Origin of the sequence: Shewanella algidipiscicola (assembly GCF_003605125.1) — a bacterium.
Classification (GTDB): Bacteria; Pseudomonadota; Gammaproteobacteria; order Enterobacterales; family Shewanellaceae; genus Shewanella; species Shewanella algidipiscicola.
Window position 1 is genome coordinate 174994 of record NZ_QPQT01000008.1, and the last position, 14755, is coordinate 189748.

17 protein-coding genes are annotated in these 14755 nt (G+C 48.0%); 9 read left to right on the forward strand and 8 right to left on the reverse strand.

Annotated features, from left to right (window positions below; translation table 11 throughout):
- Positions 1–309 precede the first annotated feature (309 nt).
- The 4 genes from luxS to DVO77_RS10745 all read right to left on the reverse strand — a co-directional run bounded on the left by luxS (position 310) and on the right by DVO77_RS10745 (position 2898).
- Positions 310–819: an S-ribosylhomocysteine lyase gene (gene luxS / locus DVO77_RS10730; protein WP_110457795.1), complete on the reverse strand. Its 510-nt coding sequence runs from the start codon at positions 817–819 to the stop codon at positions 310–312.
- A 390-nt stretch (positions 820–1209) separates the two neighbouring features.
- Positions 1210–1509 carry a BolA family protein gene (locus DVO77_RS10735; RefSeq protein ID WP_110457870.1) on the reverse strand — a complete coding sequence of 100 codons (300 nt, stop codon included), beginning with the start codon at positions 1507–1509 and terminating at the stop codon, positions 1210–1212.
- 69 nt (positions 1510–1578) lie between these two features.
- Entirely contained in the window at positions 1579–2082 is a 504-nt protein-coding gene (locus DVO77_RS10740) for an ACT domain-containing protein (RefSeq protein ID WP_110457796.1), read from the reverse strand.
- A 177-nt stretch (positions 2083–2259) separates the two neighbouring features.
- Positions 2260–2898 (reverse strand): alpha-ketoglutarate-dependent dioxygenase AlkB family protein, encoded by a 639-nt coding sequence (locus DVO77_RS10745; RefSeq protein ID WP_110457797.1) that lies wholly within the window; start codon positions 2896–2898, stop codon positions 2260–2262.
- Positions 2899–3119: 221 nt separating this feature from the next.
- Here DVO77_RS10745 and DVO77_RS10750 point away from each other — a divergent pair, with 221 nt between their 5' ends.
- Complete coding sequence (locus DVO77_RS10750) at positions 3120–4295, forward strand: methyltransferase (protein WP_119978343.1); 1176 nt, start codon at positions 3120–3122, stop codon at positions 4293–4295.
- Here DVO77_RS10750 and DVO77_RS10755 read toward each other — a convergent pair.
- On the reverse strand, positions 4292–5227 hold the full coding sequence (locus DVO77_RS10755; RefSeq protein WP_119978344.1) for a sterol desaturase family protein: 936 nt from the start codon (positions 5225–5227) through the stop codon (positions 4292–4294). The genes DVO77_RS10750 and DVO77_RS10755 overlap by 4 nt on opposite strands.
- Before the next feature lie 47 nt (positions 5228–5274).
- Positions 5275–6309: a DUF2804 domain-containing protein gene (locus DVO77_RS10760; RefSeq protein WP_119978345.1), complete on the reverse strand. Its 1035-nt coding sequence runs from the start codon at positions 6307–6309 to the stop codon at positions 5275–5277.
- A gap of 282 nt (positions 6310–6591) precedes the next feature.
- Here DVO77_RS10760 and DVO77_RS10765 point away from each other — a divergent pair, with 282 nt between their 5' ends.
- The 4 genes from DVO77_RS10765 to DVO77_RS10780 all read left to right on the forward strand — a co-directional run bounded on the left by DVO77_RS10765 (position 6592) and on the right by DVO77_RS10780 (position 9902).
- Positions 6592–7158 carry a YajG family lipoprotein gene (locus tag DVO77_RS10765; protein ID WP_119978346.1) on the forward strand — a complete coding sequence of 189 codons (567 nt, stop codon included), beginning with the start codon at positions 6592–6594 and terminating at the stop codon, positions 7156–7158.
- Positions 7159–7176: 18 nt separating this feature from the next.
- Positions 7177–7761 carry a peptidylprolyl isomerase gene (locus tag DVO77_RS10770; RefSeq protein ID WP_119978347.1) on the forward strand — a complete coding sequence of 195 codons (585 nt, stop codon included), beginning with the start codon at positions 7177–7179 and terminating at the stop codon, positions 7759–7761.
- Positions 7762–8031: 270 nt separating this feature from the next.
- The gene (locus tag DVO77_RS10775; RefSeq protein ID WP_110457803.1) at positions 8032–8364 is read left to right on the forward strand and encodes a hypothetical protein; all 333 of its coding nucleotides are present in this window, start codon (positions 8032–8034) and stop codon (positions 8362–8364) included.
- Between the two features lie 113 nt (positions 8365–8477).
- Positions 8478–9902, forward strand: coding sequence for an AmpG family muropeptide MFS transporter (locus tag DVO77_RS10780; protein WP_110457804.1), 1425 nt, complete (start codon positions 8478–8480; stop codon positions 9900–9902).
- 187 nt (positions 9903–10089) lie between these two features.
- On the opposite strand, the gene DVO77_RS10785 is transcribed toward DVO77_RS10780, so the two are convergent.
- Entirely contained in the window at positions 10090–10575 is a 486-nt protein-coding gene (locus tag DVO77_RS10785; RefSeq protein WP_119978348.1) for a YajQ family cyclic di-GMP-binding protein, read from the reverse strand.
- 167 nt (positions 10576–10742) lie between these two features.
- Here DVO77_RS10785 and DVO77_RS10790 point away from each other — a divergent pair, with 167 nt between their 5' ends.
- From DVO77_RS10790 to DVO77_RS10805, 4 genes are all read left to right on the forward strand, one after another.
- Positions 10743–11105, forward strand: a complete 363-nt coding sequence (locus DVO77_RS10790) for a VanZ family protein (protein WP_119978349.1) — start codon at positions 10743–10745, stop codon at positions 11103–11105.
- 7 nt (positions 11106–11112) lie between these two features.
- On the forward strand, positions 11113–12081 hold the full coding sequence (locus tag DVO77_RS10795; RefSeq protein ID WP_119978350.1) for a ketopantoate reductase family protein: 969 nt from the start codon (positions 11113–11115) through the stop codon (positions 12079–12081).
- Between the two features lie 120 nt (positions 12082–12201).
- Entirely contained in the window at positions 12202–13743 is a 1542-nt protein-coding gene (locus DVO77_RS10800; protein ID WP_119978351.1) for a sodium-dependent transporter, read from the forward strand.
- Positions 13736–13846, forward strand: coding sequence for a MetS family NSS transporter small subunit (locus DVO77_RS10805; RefSeq protein WP_110457809.1), 111 nt, complete (start codon positions 13736–13738; stop codon positions 13844–13846). Before DVO77_RS10800 ends, DVO77_RS10805 begins: the two co-directional genes overlap by 8 nt.
- Positions 13847–13856: 10 nt before the next feature.
- Here DVO77_RS10805 and DVO77_RS10810 read toward each other — a convergent pair whose 3' ends face one another.
- Positions 13857–14741, reverse strand: a complete 885-nt coding sequence (locus DVO77_RS10810; RefSeq protein WP_119978352.1) for a LysR family transcriptional regulator — start codon at positions 14739–14741, stop codon at positions 13857–13859.
- Positions 14742–14755 lie beyond the last annotated feature (14 nt).

Consider the following 14755-nt stretch of genomic DNA (forward strand, 5'->3'; position numbering starts at 1 on the left):
GAGGCCTGATTATCAGGTAATAGCGAATCATCGTTTGCATAAAAATTAGACTAAGGTCTAGCGATACTCGCCAACCGCCAGCTTGAAAAAGCAGCAGAACGATAGCGTTAAATAGCTTAACTAAGATAAAAGTGAAGATAACGTCACTAGACGTAAATTAAAGCGAGGCGCCTTTGTATGACAAGCCAACATGACATTGGTCTAGCAACAATGACATCAAAATAACACACCAATACTGATACAAAATAAACGCAGCCTGAGCTGCTTTTATCATTAAAGGTTCACTGTTTCATGAGTCCCTCGAGTGAACTAGAGCCCCTTGAGGATCTCATCACTGAGTTTGAGGTCATCATTTTTATTAACATTAACCCCAGCTGCAATAATATTGCGGGCGATCTCTTTGGCCTGCTCTAGCGAATGCATCTCATAGGTACCGCATTGATATTCATTGAGCTCAGGGATCTCTGACTGTTGCTTCACTTTAAGCACATCTTCCATCGCCGCTAACCAGCAATCTGCCACAACAGATTCTGATGGCGTACCAATAACACTCATATAAAAACCAGTGCGGCATCCCATTGGGGAAATATCAATAATTTCAACATCATCGCCATTGAGATGATCCCGCATAAAGCCCGCAAACAGGTGTTCTAGGGTGTGAATACCGCGCTCACTTAAGATCTCTTGGTTCGGAACACAAAAGCGTAAATCAAATACCGTGATCGCATCGCCACTGGGGGTTTTCATGGTTTTAGCCACTCGCACCGCTGGGGCGTGCATGCGAGTATGATCGACGGTAAAACTATCTAGTAACGGCATTGCTTTTATCTCCTTTTTGCGACTCAACCATTATTGCCAATGGCTGATACAGCAACGAAAACTCAACTAAAGTGGCGGGGAATCATCACCCACGCAGTATTACGCTGGACTTAATATGCGTTACTGTTAATCGGATGTAAAGCTCCTGCAGCGAAGATTCAACGCCCATAACCCAACTCACACACAATACCACTCAACTATTGAGAATTTAGGGCGCATGCACACAGGTTTACACAGTCGATACATCGGCTATCAAACGCTGTTGATGCAAGTGTGCGCCGAGAAAGCGGCTCAGAATAATATCGATTAGCTTTAGATAATAAATTAGCCAATAAAAAAGCGCTTATGTAATAAGCGCTTTTTTAGTCAATATTGCTAAGGCGGTGTTAATTAGCCACGGCACTTAGGTGAATTAGGTACATCGGCTTCGGCCTGCCACTCACTCGGGGTAAAAGTATGCATAGACAAGGCGTGTAAGCCATTGGCAAATTCTTCCGTCAAGGCTTGATTAACACTGCGATGACGGCCGATCAGGCGTTGGCCTTCAAATGCCTCACTGGCGATAATCACCTTGAAGTGAGTTTCAGAATTGGGCGGCACATGATGATTGTCGCTTTCATTAATCACTTCCAAATAAACAGGAGATAGTGCGGCCGTGAGTTTTTCAGTAATAATCTGTTTGACGGACATAGTCATTGTCTCAATTGAGTACAAAAATAATGGCGGCAGATTACTGCGCTGACGCCAAAAGGTCAACCATCAGCCCAAGCTTACCCGCGCATCCTTTGACACACCTTCCAATAACTCAACCACACTGGCATCACTCACCTCATCTGGCACTATAATGGCAAGCTGAGATGAAAATACTGTCTGACCAATTGTCGAAACATGTACACGATTAAACTCCATATGCTCAATCTCTAAGTTCAGATTAGATAGGAGATCGACAATTTCCCGGGTCAATCCGGGGCGATCGCGACAATCGACATTGCATTTTAAGATGCGCATATGCTGGGATGATGACTGCGCCTGATCGCTATAGCTAAACTGCAACAAAGGAAACTTGACGGCAAACGCTTGCTGTAATTCAGGTACCGCATCAGCAGCAATGGCCACTTTGAGTAGGGCCGCAAACTGGCTATCGAGCTTAATCACCTTACTGGTTAGCCATTCGCCGCCTGCAGCGCGTGTGGTATCGGCTAAGGCTTTTATCACCCCAGGGGTAACACTGCCCACAACGGTTGTAATCATCATTTTTTGCATCGCTGACTCCAATAAATGCTCCCATAGCCTATTGAGCATAAAACATTAATTTATACCGAAGTGGGAGCTAGCTAGCAAAAGTCAGTGATAAGCTCTGCCCTCTATTGTCATATAAACGAGTGAGGTCTCTGCGCAATTAGGCCGCGCCTATCATATCCAGCGCCAAACTATCGGCGTTTAACATTGGTGAAAATGAGGCGTTAATTGCCTAAAAGTGTAATTAACCCGCGTTTGTTTAACCCCAAGCCGTTTAGGCAGACAGTGCTGCCAATACGCTTGCATCGGCCAGTGCATGAGCAGCAGATCACCACTGTGTAAGCTTAAACTTATCTTCTGCTTTGTCTGTTTATGGCGCAGTAAAAAATCTCGACTCGCCCCCAAGGTGACCGAAGCGATATCGCTTTGAGGCGCTATTTCAGGCTCATCATCACTGTGCCATCCCATAGACTCTTGCCCATCTTGATAACGATTAACCAGCACGCCATTACTGGTTAGCCGCCACTCACGGGCGAGCTTTTCCTGCAAACGCTGAGCATATTTAGGCCAAGGCAATGCCTCGATAAATAACCCCGAATAACGATAATCACACCCCTTGTCACCAAACCATACCTGACTGCGCGGAATCGCATGCTGTTTACCAAATATCTGGATATGGGGGCGATTAAAAGGGTAATCCATCGACTCTTGCCACAATGCCTGTTGCTGCGCCAATGAAAGGTACCCTTCAACTAAGGTAAAAGGCGCACTGATATTGGCCCCTTGGGCTTGCTCCTCTAAATCCAGACTCGGTTGATACACTCTGGCTTCTTTAATCATTATCGTTAACTCTCATTATCGCCAGTAGAAAACGGATATAAACATAGGTCAAGCTCCACACTTGGTTAGCACTCAAATCGACCATGGCCTTAACAACGGTAAGCAAGGCGCCTTATGTCCTTAGCCTTTAAAGTGAGATGCTAGGGCTCACTCGCTTAACTATACCTGATGGGGGAAATCTGCGATAATCGCGCCCCCAAATTCAACGTAGCAGTGCAGTCATGACAACTCAATTCTCCGTCGCCGATATCGAACTTGAACTTTATCGTTATCCCGCCAAGCAGGAATCCAACCTGCAGGCCTGGGACGCCGCCGATGAGCACTTGATTAAACACTTAACTGAGCAACAGCAAACGCCATGTTGCACTGCCATTATTAATGATAATTTTGGCGCTGTAACCTGCTCCCTGACTCGTCAAAATAACGCTTGGCCATTGCTTGTCGAAACCGATGCTAAAACTAGCCAGCTCGGCACCTTGCAAAACCTTGGCCGTAACCAGCTGCCTGACGACAATATTCAATGGTGTAATAGCCGCGATCTATTACCGCAGCGCCCTGAATTGGTGTTGATGAAATTACCCAAGAATCTTAACTATTTGGCCCATCAACTCGACAGGTTATCTCAGGTACTCGCCAAGGGCACCACAGTCTATATTGGCGCTAAAGCCAAATCGATAAATAAGGCGCTGCTGCAACTACTCAAGCAGCATTTAGGCCCGGCGACGGCCAGCCTCACCTGGAAAAAGACCCGCGTTATCACCTGTATCTCAGACGGCACCGCCCGCCCGCTGCCAGCAGATACCCGCTGGAATGTGCCTGAATATCAATTAATGATCAGCAATTTAAGCAATGTCTTTGCCGCCAACAAACTCGATATTGGCGCACGGATCATGTTAGACAACATGCCCCAAGGCGATTTTAAGTCCATTGTCGATTTAGGCTGTGGTAACGGGATATTGGGACTCAGAGCCAAACAGTTGTTTCCTGATGCCCGGCTGCATTTTGTTGATGACTCAGAGATGGCCATCGCCTCAGCCCGCTACAACTGGCAGCTCAATCAACTGGATAATCCAGACCTTGAGGGCGAGCAAGCCTGCTTCCATTGGGATGACTGCTTAACCCATTTGGGCGATGAGGTTCGACCCGATTTAGTCTTATGTAATCCGCCGTTCCACCAAGGCGAAGCCATCACTGATCATATTGCTTGGCAGATGTTTTTAGATGCCCTTAGGCGACTCGCCGATGGTGGGATCTTACATGTGGTCGGTAATCGTCATCTGGCCTACCACGTTAAACTGCAGCGCATCTTTAAAAACTGCACCACAGTGGCATCCAACGGCAAATTTGTGATTTTACAAGCCAAAAAACAGGTTAACAAAGCAAAATCAACCGATTAACGCGACTCATTTACCTGCGCCGCATCGGACTCTGTTTGAGCGGCGCTGCTCTTTGACGTCATGGGCCTTACAGTGCTTTGTACCGCAGTGCTTGGCGGCGCAAATAACACCCTTAAACGCTGCCTAAGGCTAAGCCCTTTAGCGAAGGCCTCGGTCAACATATCACGCCACTCAGCAAAGGTTACCACCAAAGGATTAACGCTATTAAGTGGTTTAGTGATGCCATACTCCACCGTCTCCTCCTCTTTAACATAAGTGCCAAACAATCGGTCCCAAATGATCAAAACACCGGCATAATTTTTGTCAATATATTGCGCATTGCGACCATGGTGCACTCGATGATGCGAGGGGGTATTAAAGATCCACTCTAGCGGTCCAAGTGATTTAATCGCTTGAGTGTGAACAAAAAACTGTAAACCTAAGTTCAATAGCACCACAAAAACCACCCAGTTGGGATCGAACCCCATAATAACCAGCGGTAGCCAAAACAGCCACATGCCTGCCAATGGGTACATTAAACTCTGCCTAAACGCCGTACTAAAATTCATATGCTCTGAGCTGTGGTGCGCCACATGGGCCGCCCACATCCAGCGCACTCTGTGGCTGGCGCGGTGAAACCAGTAATAGCAAAAGTCTTGGGCGACGATAAGGCCAATAAAGCTGACGACGCCCATCTCAATATCAAATAGGCGCCAACCAAATCCCCACAGATAGAGGTGAGCCACCAGCAAACCGGTCAGGATGTCGCTCGCCTGATGCAATGCCGCTAAGGTGAAGTTGCATAATACTTCGGGCCAATGGTAAGCCGCATTCGCCGGTAAGCGGTTCAGCCGAGTGCCGTACTGCCACTCGAGTAGGATACAGATAAAGAAAATCGGCGCTAAGGCCAAGAGCAATACTTCTGGGTGTGATATCAACCAATCAAAATCCATCTTATTTATCCCGCTCAATCGTTAATAAAATCAACCTGCATCGGCCCTTACCAACGCGCAAAATGATCTTCAGTTAAACCAAGCACCTGCTGTAAATGATGCTGCTGGCCTTCGCCATCGATAACCTCGCCTTCAAAGTGACCTATGTACTGGCGAAAATTACTCTGTAATAACCATAAATTAAGCTTTTCCTGACGACAATTTCGCGCTTTAAAACGCAGATCCACCCGTCCATCAAGCGACGTTATTCGCCAATAGTCATCGCTGATGTGCTCACTATTGCGTAAAAAATCAAATTGCACCGGCCCCAATAAATGCCGCGCCCCGTTGACCCACAAGACATTTTCTGTGGCGCCAGTTTCATTAACCCCTGCCGCTAAGTTAAGCCCTATGATGGCATCGCCTACTCGAGCGTTAATGCTCGCCCAACGCCAACTGGTTTCACGCCGCATATAGCCCGCTGAAAAGTCATAGCTGGCCAGTGCGTTGTTGAGCGGCTGCGGCTCATGCTTAATGGTCAATCGCCCTTTGGGAAGCAAGCCGTTATGCTTTTGAGTATAGGTCCAGCCGTTATAGCCCGTTGGAGTGCACATCGCCATTGGCAAGCTCAGCGCCAAAGGATGCAGCTCAAGCTCTGCGCTTATCTGCGGCGTATCTAGGCTCAGTTGCCATAAACCATCGACCAGATTAAAAGTAATGCGGCCGCGGCGACCGCCAATGAACGCCTTGCCCTGACGTGGGGATGGCGACATCGACATCCCCTTGGCTAACGGTTTGAGCCAAGTGGTTTCAACCAGAGTATTGGCCGCAATATCGTACAGATAACAAAAGGCGCTGCCCACATAACCAATATCGGCCAACGCCACACCAATCACATATCGGGGCGTCAGGAGCGACACAAATTGAAACTGCTTAAAATGAAAATGCCGCGCCCAGCGGCTTGCCAGCTTATCCATGTTATTGCGGTACTCAAAGTGCGCCAGTCCCAAAGAATCAACTGGGCCATCAAAGTGGCCAAACTGGACTTCTCCTGAGGGTAAAATCAGGCTTTCTGGCGCCGCAGGGGAGATTAACTCTGTCACTGGAACCTCGCATTGACTGTTCAGGTTTAACCATAAACAAGCGCTACTGCGGAGCTAATCCCAATGCGCCGGGATAACATGGCAAGGGAGTCGACAGCGCTGAGCACCAGTTTTTTGTTATCGATTTTTTACTCTAACGGTTTCTGAGATAAGTTAACAGTCCAAAGCAACAAGCATGTAACATATCACGTCATTCCCCCGTCATGGGGGCGTGCTTAAGAGTGGAATCGACGGCCGATTCTGGTATGCTGATGCCACCTTTTGACTATAAAAATCACCACTATGCGACGCTTAACCTTACTTATCGCCACCGCCGGCATTTTGTTTGGGTGTGCCAGTAACGCCCCTACTCACATGGCATTGAATCCACAGCTGCCGGCCATCAGCGCCCATACCATGGCAGCCAAACCAATTGCCATTGAAATGATCGATACCCGCTCGGCCAACTTTGTCGCCCGGTTCAATCATGAGGGGGATGCCGCACGCTTAGTGAGCCCATCGGAAGCGCCACGTCAACAGCTCGATACGGTTTTTCGTCAAGGATTTAACCGAGCCGGTTACCAAATTGATCCCGCCGCCACTAACCATATGCAGCTGCAATTAGAGAAACTCTTAACCGACGTCAATGAAACCACGTTTGGCTACGAAGCCAGCAATGACATTATCATCAACGTCATTGCCAGCAATAGCAGCCAAACATTCACCAAGCGGTATACCGCGCGTAATACGGTATCTGGGCCACTGAGCGCCGACTTTGCCACATTGGAGCTCGCCGTCAACGAGCTATTGAGCGATTTAACGGGCAAAATCATTAACGATCCCGAACTCAACCAGTTTATTCAGCAATAAGTCCATCAGGAGCGATACATGAAACAGTGGATATTGGCATGTTTTTTACTGTCACTGTGCAACATGGCCCATGCGGTCGATATACAAGCTGACACCCTATACCCTAAGGTTGAGCTACAAACCAGCATGGGCAATATTGTGGTGGAACTCGACCGTCAACGTGCGCCTATCACAGTCAATAACTTCCTCACCTATGTGGTGAAAGGGCATTATGACAATACCCTGTTTCATCGCGTGATTGCCGACTTTGTGGTACAAGGTGGCGGACTCGACCCAAAATTTAACGAAAAGCCGACCGATAAACCCATAGTCAATGAAGCGGGCAACGGCTTGAGTAACGCCTTAGGCACCATCGCCATGGCACGAGAAACTGATCCCCACTCGGCCACGGCGCAGTTTTATTTTAACGTGGCCGATAATAAACGCTTAGATCCCTCTAAACGCCGCTGGGGCTATGCCGTATTTGGTGAGGTTACCCAGGGCATGGAGGTACTTGAAGCCATGGCCCAGCAACCCACGGCTATCAATAGCAAGCTCGGATGGCCCGATGTGCCTGTTACGCCGATAATCTTAACCAAGGCAACGCTATTACCCAGAGAGTAGTTGCACCCGAAAGTCGTGAGCAAGAGTCGTTTGTGTGAAAGGTCGTTGCCGAGTAAATTGTGGCAGCGAAAATATGCGTTAGCCTCATCACAAAGTCGAGCAATCACAGTGGCGCACCTCCCTCGGCGCCACAATACTCAAGTTGAATCGGTTTACCGTAATCTCGTGCCACAACAGCATATTGGCCTTCGGCCATTGAGATGGGTAAAATTGCAATAACAAAAAATGGCTGACTATACTTACTTCGGTGTAGCAGCAAGGAGGCGAACGATGACCCCTAATGAGTTCATCGATAATAAAGCGCCCCAGCTGGCTCTATATGGAAAAGCGTTTTTGAATAATCAACTCGATTTCAATGAGATCCAGCTTTATTTATGGGACACCCTTGAAGAGTGGCAACAGTTTAATCATCAGGGTGATGCGCAAAGTGACATGGAGCGAGTGTTTTGGCACCTAATACATGCCTTCGATAAATGGCCTGACTGGAGTATTCGCGGCAATCAATTTTTGCGTAAGCAAATAGACGAATGCTGTGATTTCTTGAGCCTTGGCGGTCAATGTCCAAGTGGCTGTGTAGGTAACAGACCCTGTTCCTTATCATGATAATGTCTAAAAAAGCTCAGCCTGTGTAGGCTGAGCTTTTTTATGGCCGATTTTCGCTTTTTATTTACCGCCGTAGCGTTTAAGCTAACTTCACCTTACTGTAAACCTGTTGTATGTCTGTGACCCTTTCTCATGTAAAAGATGCACTCTCTATTTACTGTCACAAGCGGGTGTTAATTCTGCTGTTATTAGGCTTTTCTGCCGGCTTGCCTTTGATGCTGGTATTTTCCACTCTATCTTTCTGGTTGCGTGAAGCCGGTATCGACAGAACCGCCATAGGTTATTTCAGTTGGATAGCCTTAGCTTATGCCATTAAATGGGCATGGTCGCCCTTAGTTGACCGCTTATCCCTGCCCTTTTTTACCCGATTACTTGGCCGGCGACGCGGATGGATGCTGTTTGCCCAGTTAATATTAGTGATCGCCATTTTGGGCATGAGTCAGAGCGATCCGGTACAAGATTTGGAACGCCTGGCACTCTTTGCACTTATGGTCGCCTTTGCTTCTGCGACGCAAGATATTGTGATCGATGCCTTTCGTATCGACTCGGCACCGATAAAAATGCAAGCGGCGCTCGCCGCCGCTTACCAAGTGGGTTATCGCAGCGCCATGATTGTGGCCACAGCTGGCGCCTTAACCATAGCCGCATGGGTCGGCCCCAGTAGTCAAGTTTACGATCTTGCTTCATGGCAAACCGCATATCTCGTGATGGCCGCGCTGATGTCTGTCGGCATCATCACCACTTTAATGAGCAAAGAGCCACAGGTGGAAACCAAGGACGCTGACGCCAAAGAAGCAGAGCTTAAAATTGCCCTCGCTAAACATCATCATAGAGTGGTGGCTGCGGCACTTTCTTGGATTTATACCGCCAGTATTTTACCCTTTATCGACTTCTTTAAACGCTATGGCTACAGTGCCTTTTTAATCTTACTGTTGATCTCCTGCTATCGCATCTCAGATATCGTCATGGGGATCATGGCGAATGTGTTCTATGTCGACATGGGATTTTCCAAGGCCGAAATCGCCGCCATCAGCAAGGTCTATGGGTTAATCATGACCTTAGTCGGCGCTGGCGCGGGTGGCGTATTACTGGCCCGTTATGGCACCATGAAAATATTATTTTTAGGCGCCTTGATGGTCGCACTCACTAACCTGCTATTTGCCTATCAGGCGATGGTGGGTTATGACGTCAATCTGTTAACGGCCGTGATCTCCATCGATAATTTCAGCGCCGGCATTGCCACCGCCGCCTTTATTGCTTACCTCTCGAGCTTGACGAGTAGCGGCTATAGCGCGACGCAATATGCATTACTGTCGTCAATTATGTTGTTGTTTCCTAAATTTATTGCAGGATTTTCAGGTGCCTATATCGATGCTTTCGGCTATATCAACTTTTTTGTTGCAGCCAGTGTTATCGGTTTTCCTGTGTTGGGCTTAATTGTATTGGTGCAGAAATTTGCGCCTCACCCAAGCGATGATTTAAGTGCAGCTCAAGCCAGTGCAGAGCAAACCTCTGTCGCCCCTAAAACAGAGCCCTAACCTCAACTGGCCAATGCTAAATGTAAGATGTTAAGTGTGGGCTGTTAGCTACGCCCCATGACAACATAGACTCAAGCGCAAATAAAAAGCCCCGAGTGAAGGCTCACTCAGGGCTTTTTATGATAGCTGTCATGTTGGACTTAGTTAAAACCGCAGTCGATGCGCTTACATCTGATGCAACAAACTATCAGTCACGAAAGTTATTGAACTGGAATGGCTGCCCCAAATCCGACTCACGTGCCAATGCCATTACCGCTTGCAAGTCATCGCGCTTCTTACCTGTCACTCGCACCGAGTCACCCTGAATCGCCGCCTGCACTTTAAGCTTGCTATCTTTAATCTGTTTAACCAGCTTTTTCGCCACTAGGCTGTCGATGCCCTCTTTAAAAGTCACTTTAAGCGAGAAGGTTTTTCCGCTATGGATCGCCTTATCGGCGACCTCCATCGAAGCAGGATCAACATTGCGTTTGCTCAGTTGGTTACGCAACATATCGAGCAGTTGTTGGCATTGAAAATCAGACTCTGAAGCCAAGGTCACCTGATGATCTTTGTAGGTGATTTCCGCTTCAACATTGCGAAAATCAAATCGAGTGCTCAGCTCTCGACGGGTATTATCGACCGCATTGCGCAGTTCAACTTCATTCACTTCCGATACGATATCCATTGATGGCATGTGTATTCCTCATGTTGCCGCTCGATCTAATGGCGCTAGTTTACCTTTTTGCTGTCAGTGAGGCCAAAAAAAGTTAACGCTGGCACGAACGACTCAGACTTAATTATTAATGACTTTAGGATGACATTTTTCTATGATTGCTAAAATTCGCCGATGTATCGTGACCTGTGAACTCAAGAAAATTCATTTTTAAAATCGCCCTACTTATCGCCTTACTGGTGATCAGTTATTTAGTCTTCTCTCGTCCGAGTTATTCTCAAGCGATCCCCAATCTAGATAAAATTGGCCATCTAGGCAGCTTTTTCTGTCTGGCCTTGCTGACGCATTTAGCCTTTGAGCCCAAATGGTATAGTCTGGCAGCGATACTCGCCGCTTACGCCTGCTTTATCGAAGCGGTACAATCGCGCCTGCCTTATCGCAGCGCTTCACTTGGCGACTTTATCGCCGATATGCTCGGTGTTATGCTGTTTTATTGTGGCTTGTGGTTGTATCGACGCTATATCAAAGCCACTGTCATCCAACAAAATTAAGCAAGCCATGAGCCCTCAAATATCATCGGTAAATCAAACCGACTCTCCCCAACCTAGCATCGCCATAGTCGGCGCTGGGGCCATTGGTCAATTACTGTTTCATCAATTAGCCAGTGCAGGGCAAGCGCCGCTGCTTATCGGTCGGCAACAAGCTAGTACCGATAACAGACCGACCTTGCTACAATTTACCGACCTAAAGGGTGTCCCATCGACCCGCACAGCCCAAGTTATCATCCCCAACAGCGATGAGGCGCAGGCTGACTTAAAGCACATCACGCTGCTGATTGTCTGCGTTAAAGCCTATCAAGTCATCGAGACCCTCAAACCGCTGCTACCTCGCCTTAATCGCGAGTGCCAACTGTTATTACTGCATAATGGAATGGGCCCACATCTGGCCCTTGCCCCCTACCTCAACGGGCGAACCCTCTGCCTTGGCACCACATCGCAAGGGGCCTTAAAGCAACAGCGCTGGCAGGTGCGTCAAACAGGGGCAGGCCTTACCCAGCTCGGGCTATTTAGCGGCCCGAAACTGACACAAACGACGAAAACACACTTACTTAATGCCATTCCCAATAGCCAGTGGTGTAGCGACATTATTCCTATGCTCTGGCAGAAATTGGCGGTCAATATTGCAATCAACCCCTTAACTGCTATTTATCAGTGTCGCAATGGGGCATTGGCCGCTCCTCAATATCGTCACACCATCTTAGGGCTGCTTGATGAGGTGATCTTGGTGGCTCAGGCTGAGCAGGTGCCGCTTGCCAGAGAGCCTCTCATTACGCGGGTATTTGACGTTATTCACTTAACCGCTAATAACTTCTCGTCGATGTATCAAGATATTGCCCATCGGCGGCCAACCGAAATCGATGCCATAACGGGTTATCTTATCCAGCGCGCTGCCACTCATGGCATCCCAACGCCCCATAATCAGGCCATCTATCAGCAGCTCACGACGCTTGAGCAGCGCTCGAACTAGCCGAGTTGACGCCGCAAAGCTTATTGCTTGTCTTTGTTTTTATGTGTTTTACCCCTCATTCATAGATTAACGGCTACAGTTAATTAAGGCATTAGCAGACCAGCCGACACGAGGTGAGTGATGAAGCGAGAGCAATGGAATTCGAGGGTGGGATTTATCTTAGCCGCAGTAGGCTCTGCCATTGGGCTGGGTAATATTTGGCGCTTTCCTTATATGGCTTACGAAAATGGCGGCGGCGCCTTCTTTGTACCCTATCTGTTTGCCATGGTCACCGCGGGCATCCCATTTATGATCATGGAGTTTAGCCTAGGCCATAAACTTAAAAAGACCGCCCCGCGTATCTTTAATCAACTGGGGGCCAACTTAGGGCTCCGCCTCGAGTGGTTGGGGTGGTTTCAGGTGTTTATTGCCGCCATCATCGCGGTCTATTATGTGGCCATTATCGGCTGGACCCTCTCTTTTTTGGGCTTCTCTTTCAGCCAGAGTTGGGGGGATGATCCTAACGCCTTCTTCTTTGAGCAGTATCTACAGTTAGGTAATAATTCCCCAACGAATTTAGGTCAGTTCCAGTGGGGCATTGCCGCCGCCATGAGCTTAGCATGGGCCATCACGACAATGGCGGTGTTCACTGGGGTTAAAGGCGGCATTGAACGGGCGAGTAAAATCATGATGCCCATGCTATTTATTATGGTGTTGGTGTTGATCACCCGAGTGCTGTTGTTACCCGGCGCGCTATCGGGTCTAAACTACTTGTTTGAGCCCGATTTTAGTCGTTTATTAGATATTCAAGTCTGGTCCGCCGCCTATGGGCAGATATTTTTCACCTTAAGCGTCGGCTTTGCCATTATGCTAGCTTACTCCAGCTACCTGCCCACCAAAGCCGACATCAACAATAATGCCTTTATGACAGTGCTGATCAATTGTGGCTTCTCTATTTTGGCGGGCATATTGATTTTCGGGGTGCTCGGTTACATGGCTGAGCAACAGATGAAGCCCTTGACCGAAGTGGTCAGTTCAGGCATCGGACTTGCCTTTGTGACCATCCCGACGGCCATCAATTTGATGCCACTGCCACAACTGCTTGGGCCGCTGTTTTTTGTGGCCTTAGTTATTGCAGGATTAAGCTCGCACATCTCTATCATTGAAGCGGTTATCAGCGCGATCATCGATAAGTTTCATCTACCACGAAAAACGGCGGCCATTATTGTGTGCGCAGTCGGTTATCTGGTGTCGATGGCCTTTGCCACCAGTGGTGGACTGCTACTGCTGGATCTGGTCGATTACTTTATTAATAACATCGCCCTGTTATTGAGCTGCCTAGTAGAGCTGCTGATTATCACTTGGATGTTGAAGGTCAATTTGGTGAGACGCCACGCTAATCATTGCTCTGAGTTCCATGTTGGCCGCTGGTTAGAGATCTGTTTGCAAATAGTAAGCCCTGCCATTTTAGCCACTATATTAGCTAAGAATCTCTATAACACCCTGCTCCATGGTTACGGTGATTACCCTATTGCCGACCAACTCTTGTTAGGCTGGGGACTGGTGGCCGCCATGTTATTATTTGCTCTGTTGATCGATTTTGCCAGTAAACGCTCCCCTCACCGAGAGCTGTGGCAGAGCCAGCCGATTTCATCGACTAAAGGAGAAAAAAAACATGAGTAACAGCGCCTTAATCATGATGTGCCTTGCATTAACGCTAACCTGGGGAGGCGCGGCGCTATGCATTGCGATTGCCTATAAACGCCGCCATGGTAACGAGCAGTAGCTGATATGGACTAACGCATTTGCCCTATCTGTTGCAACGAATACGCCGTCAAGGGATCGATCTCTTTTACCAGCTCTTGAATTTTAGTGATCGCCTCTAATGAGCTACTATCCTTACGATAAGAAAGGTAAATAGGCCGATGCCAAGGTTCGACGTCCGCAACACGATACAGCTGCTTTGATGCCAAAAAAGGCTCAACAATCGATAACGGCAGATAAGCGGCGCCCGCCTTATCGAGAATAAAATCAAGCGCGATACGCCCAGTCGAAGTACGCAAATACGGCGGCACCGCACAATGATGACGCTCGGCGTGCTCCGACGCAAAACGTGTGCCCCAATCCACATACACATATTTATCCGCTAATGCCTGCTCTTGGACACATGGCGACGTCGACACCAGTACCAGCACTAAATCGGCCACCTGTTTACAGACTAATTCGTCTGATTTTAATGGGTCAAAGGCAAACGCCATATCTAAGGTGCGCTCAATGAGGTTGCGATTAAGCTGTTCACGGCTAAGCGCCTGCGCCATAAAGCCATAGCCACCAAAGGCGTCAGTCACCTTGCTTAAACAGTGCTGTAAATAGGCATCCCAAATGTTAGGCGTCCCCGCCATGGTCAATTGCAGCGCTTTATTGTTGGTTAGGGCTAACTCATTTTTGGCTTGCTCTAAGGTATTGACCATCACTTGGGCGTAACCGACTAAGCGCTCACCTGCTGAGGTCAATTTAATGCTATTTCTGTCTCGAATAAAAAGTGCTGAATCAAAAAAAGACTCTAGCTGCTTAATCCGAGCACTAACAGCAGCTTGGGTAATATATAAGTTCTCAGCGGCGCGGCCAAAATGGCGGGTTTGCGCAACTTCTAAAAACGTTTTAAATACTTTGACGTCCATTTTGGTCTCTCTAT

Bases quoted from the DNA above. Each gene is read 5' to 3' on its own strand.
- DVO77_RS10795 (WP_119978350.1), top strand. From the start codon at position 11,113: ATGAGCCCTCAAATATCATCGGTAAATCAAACCGACTCTCCCCAACCT.
- DVO77_RS10755 (WP_119978344.1), bottom strand. From the start codon at position 5,227: ATGGATTTTGATTGGTTGATATCACACCCAGAAGTATTGCTCTTGGCC.
- DVO77_RS10775 (WP_110457803.1), top strand. From the start codon at position 8,032: ATGACCCCTAATGAGTTCATCGATAATAAAGCGCCCCAGCTGGCTCTA.
- DVO77_RS10810 (WP_119978352.1), bottom strand. From the start codon at position 14,741: ATGGACGTCAAAGTATTTAAAACGTTTTTAGAAGTTGCGCAAACCCGC.
- DVO77_RS10805 (WP_110457809.1), top strand. From the start codon at position 13,736: ATGAGTAACAGCGCCTTAATCATGATGTGCCTTGCATTAACGCTAACC.
- DVO77_RS10780 (WP_110457804.1), top strand. From the start codon at position 8,478: ATGTCTGTGACCCTTTCTCATGTAAAAGATGCACTCTCTATTTACTGT.
- DVO77_RS10785 (WP_119978348.1), bottom strand. From the start codon at position 10,575: ATGCCATCAATGGATATCGTATCGGAAGTGAATGAAGTTGAACTGCGC.
- DVO77_RS10735 (WP_110457870.1), bottom strand. From the start codon at position 1,509: ATGTCCGTCAAACAGATTATTACTGAAAAACTCACGGCCGCACTATCT.
- DVO77_RS10800 (WP_119978351.1), top strand. From the start codon at position 12,202: ATGAAGCGAGAGCAATGGAATTCGAGGGTGGGATTTATCTTAGCCGCA.
- DVO77_RS10745 (WP_110457797.1), bottom strand. From the start codon at position 2,898: ATGATTAAAGAAGCCAGAGTGTATCAACCGAGTCTGGATTTAGAGGAG.
- DVO77_RS10750 (WP_119978343.1), top strand. From the start codon at position 3,120: ATGACAACTCAATTCTCCGTCGCCGATATCGAACTTGAACTTTATCGT.
- luxS (WP_110457795.1), bottom strand. From the start codon at position 819: ATGCCGTTACTAGATAGTTTTACCGTCGATCATACTCGCATGCACGCC.
- DVO77_RS10765 (WP_119978346.1), top strand. From the start codon at position 6,592: ATGCGACGCTTAACCTTACTTATCGCCACCGCCGGCATTTTGTTTGGG.
- DVO77_RS10740 (WP_110457796.1), bottom strand. From the start codon at position 2,082: ATGCAAAAAATGATGATTACAACCGTTGTGGGCAGTGTTACCCCTGGG.
- DVO77_RS10770 (WP_119978347.1), top strand. From the start codon at position 7,177: ATGAAACAGTGGATATTGGCATGTTTTTTACTGTCACTGTGCAACATG.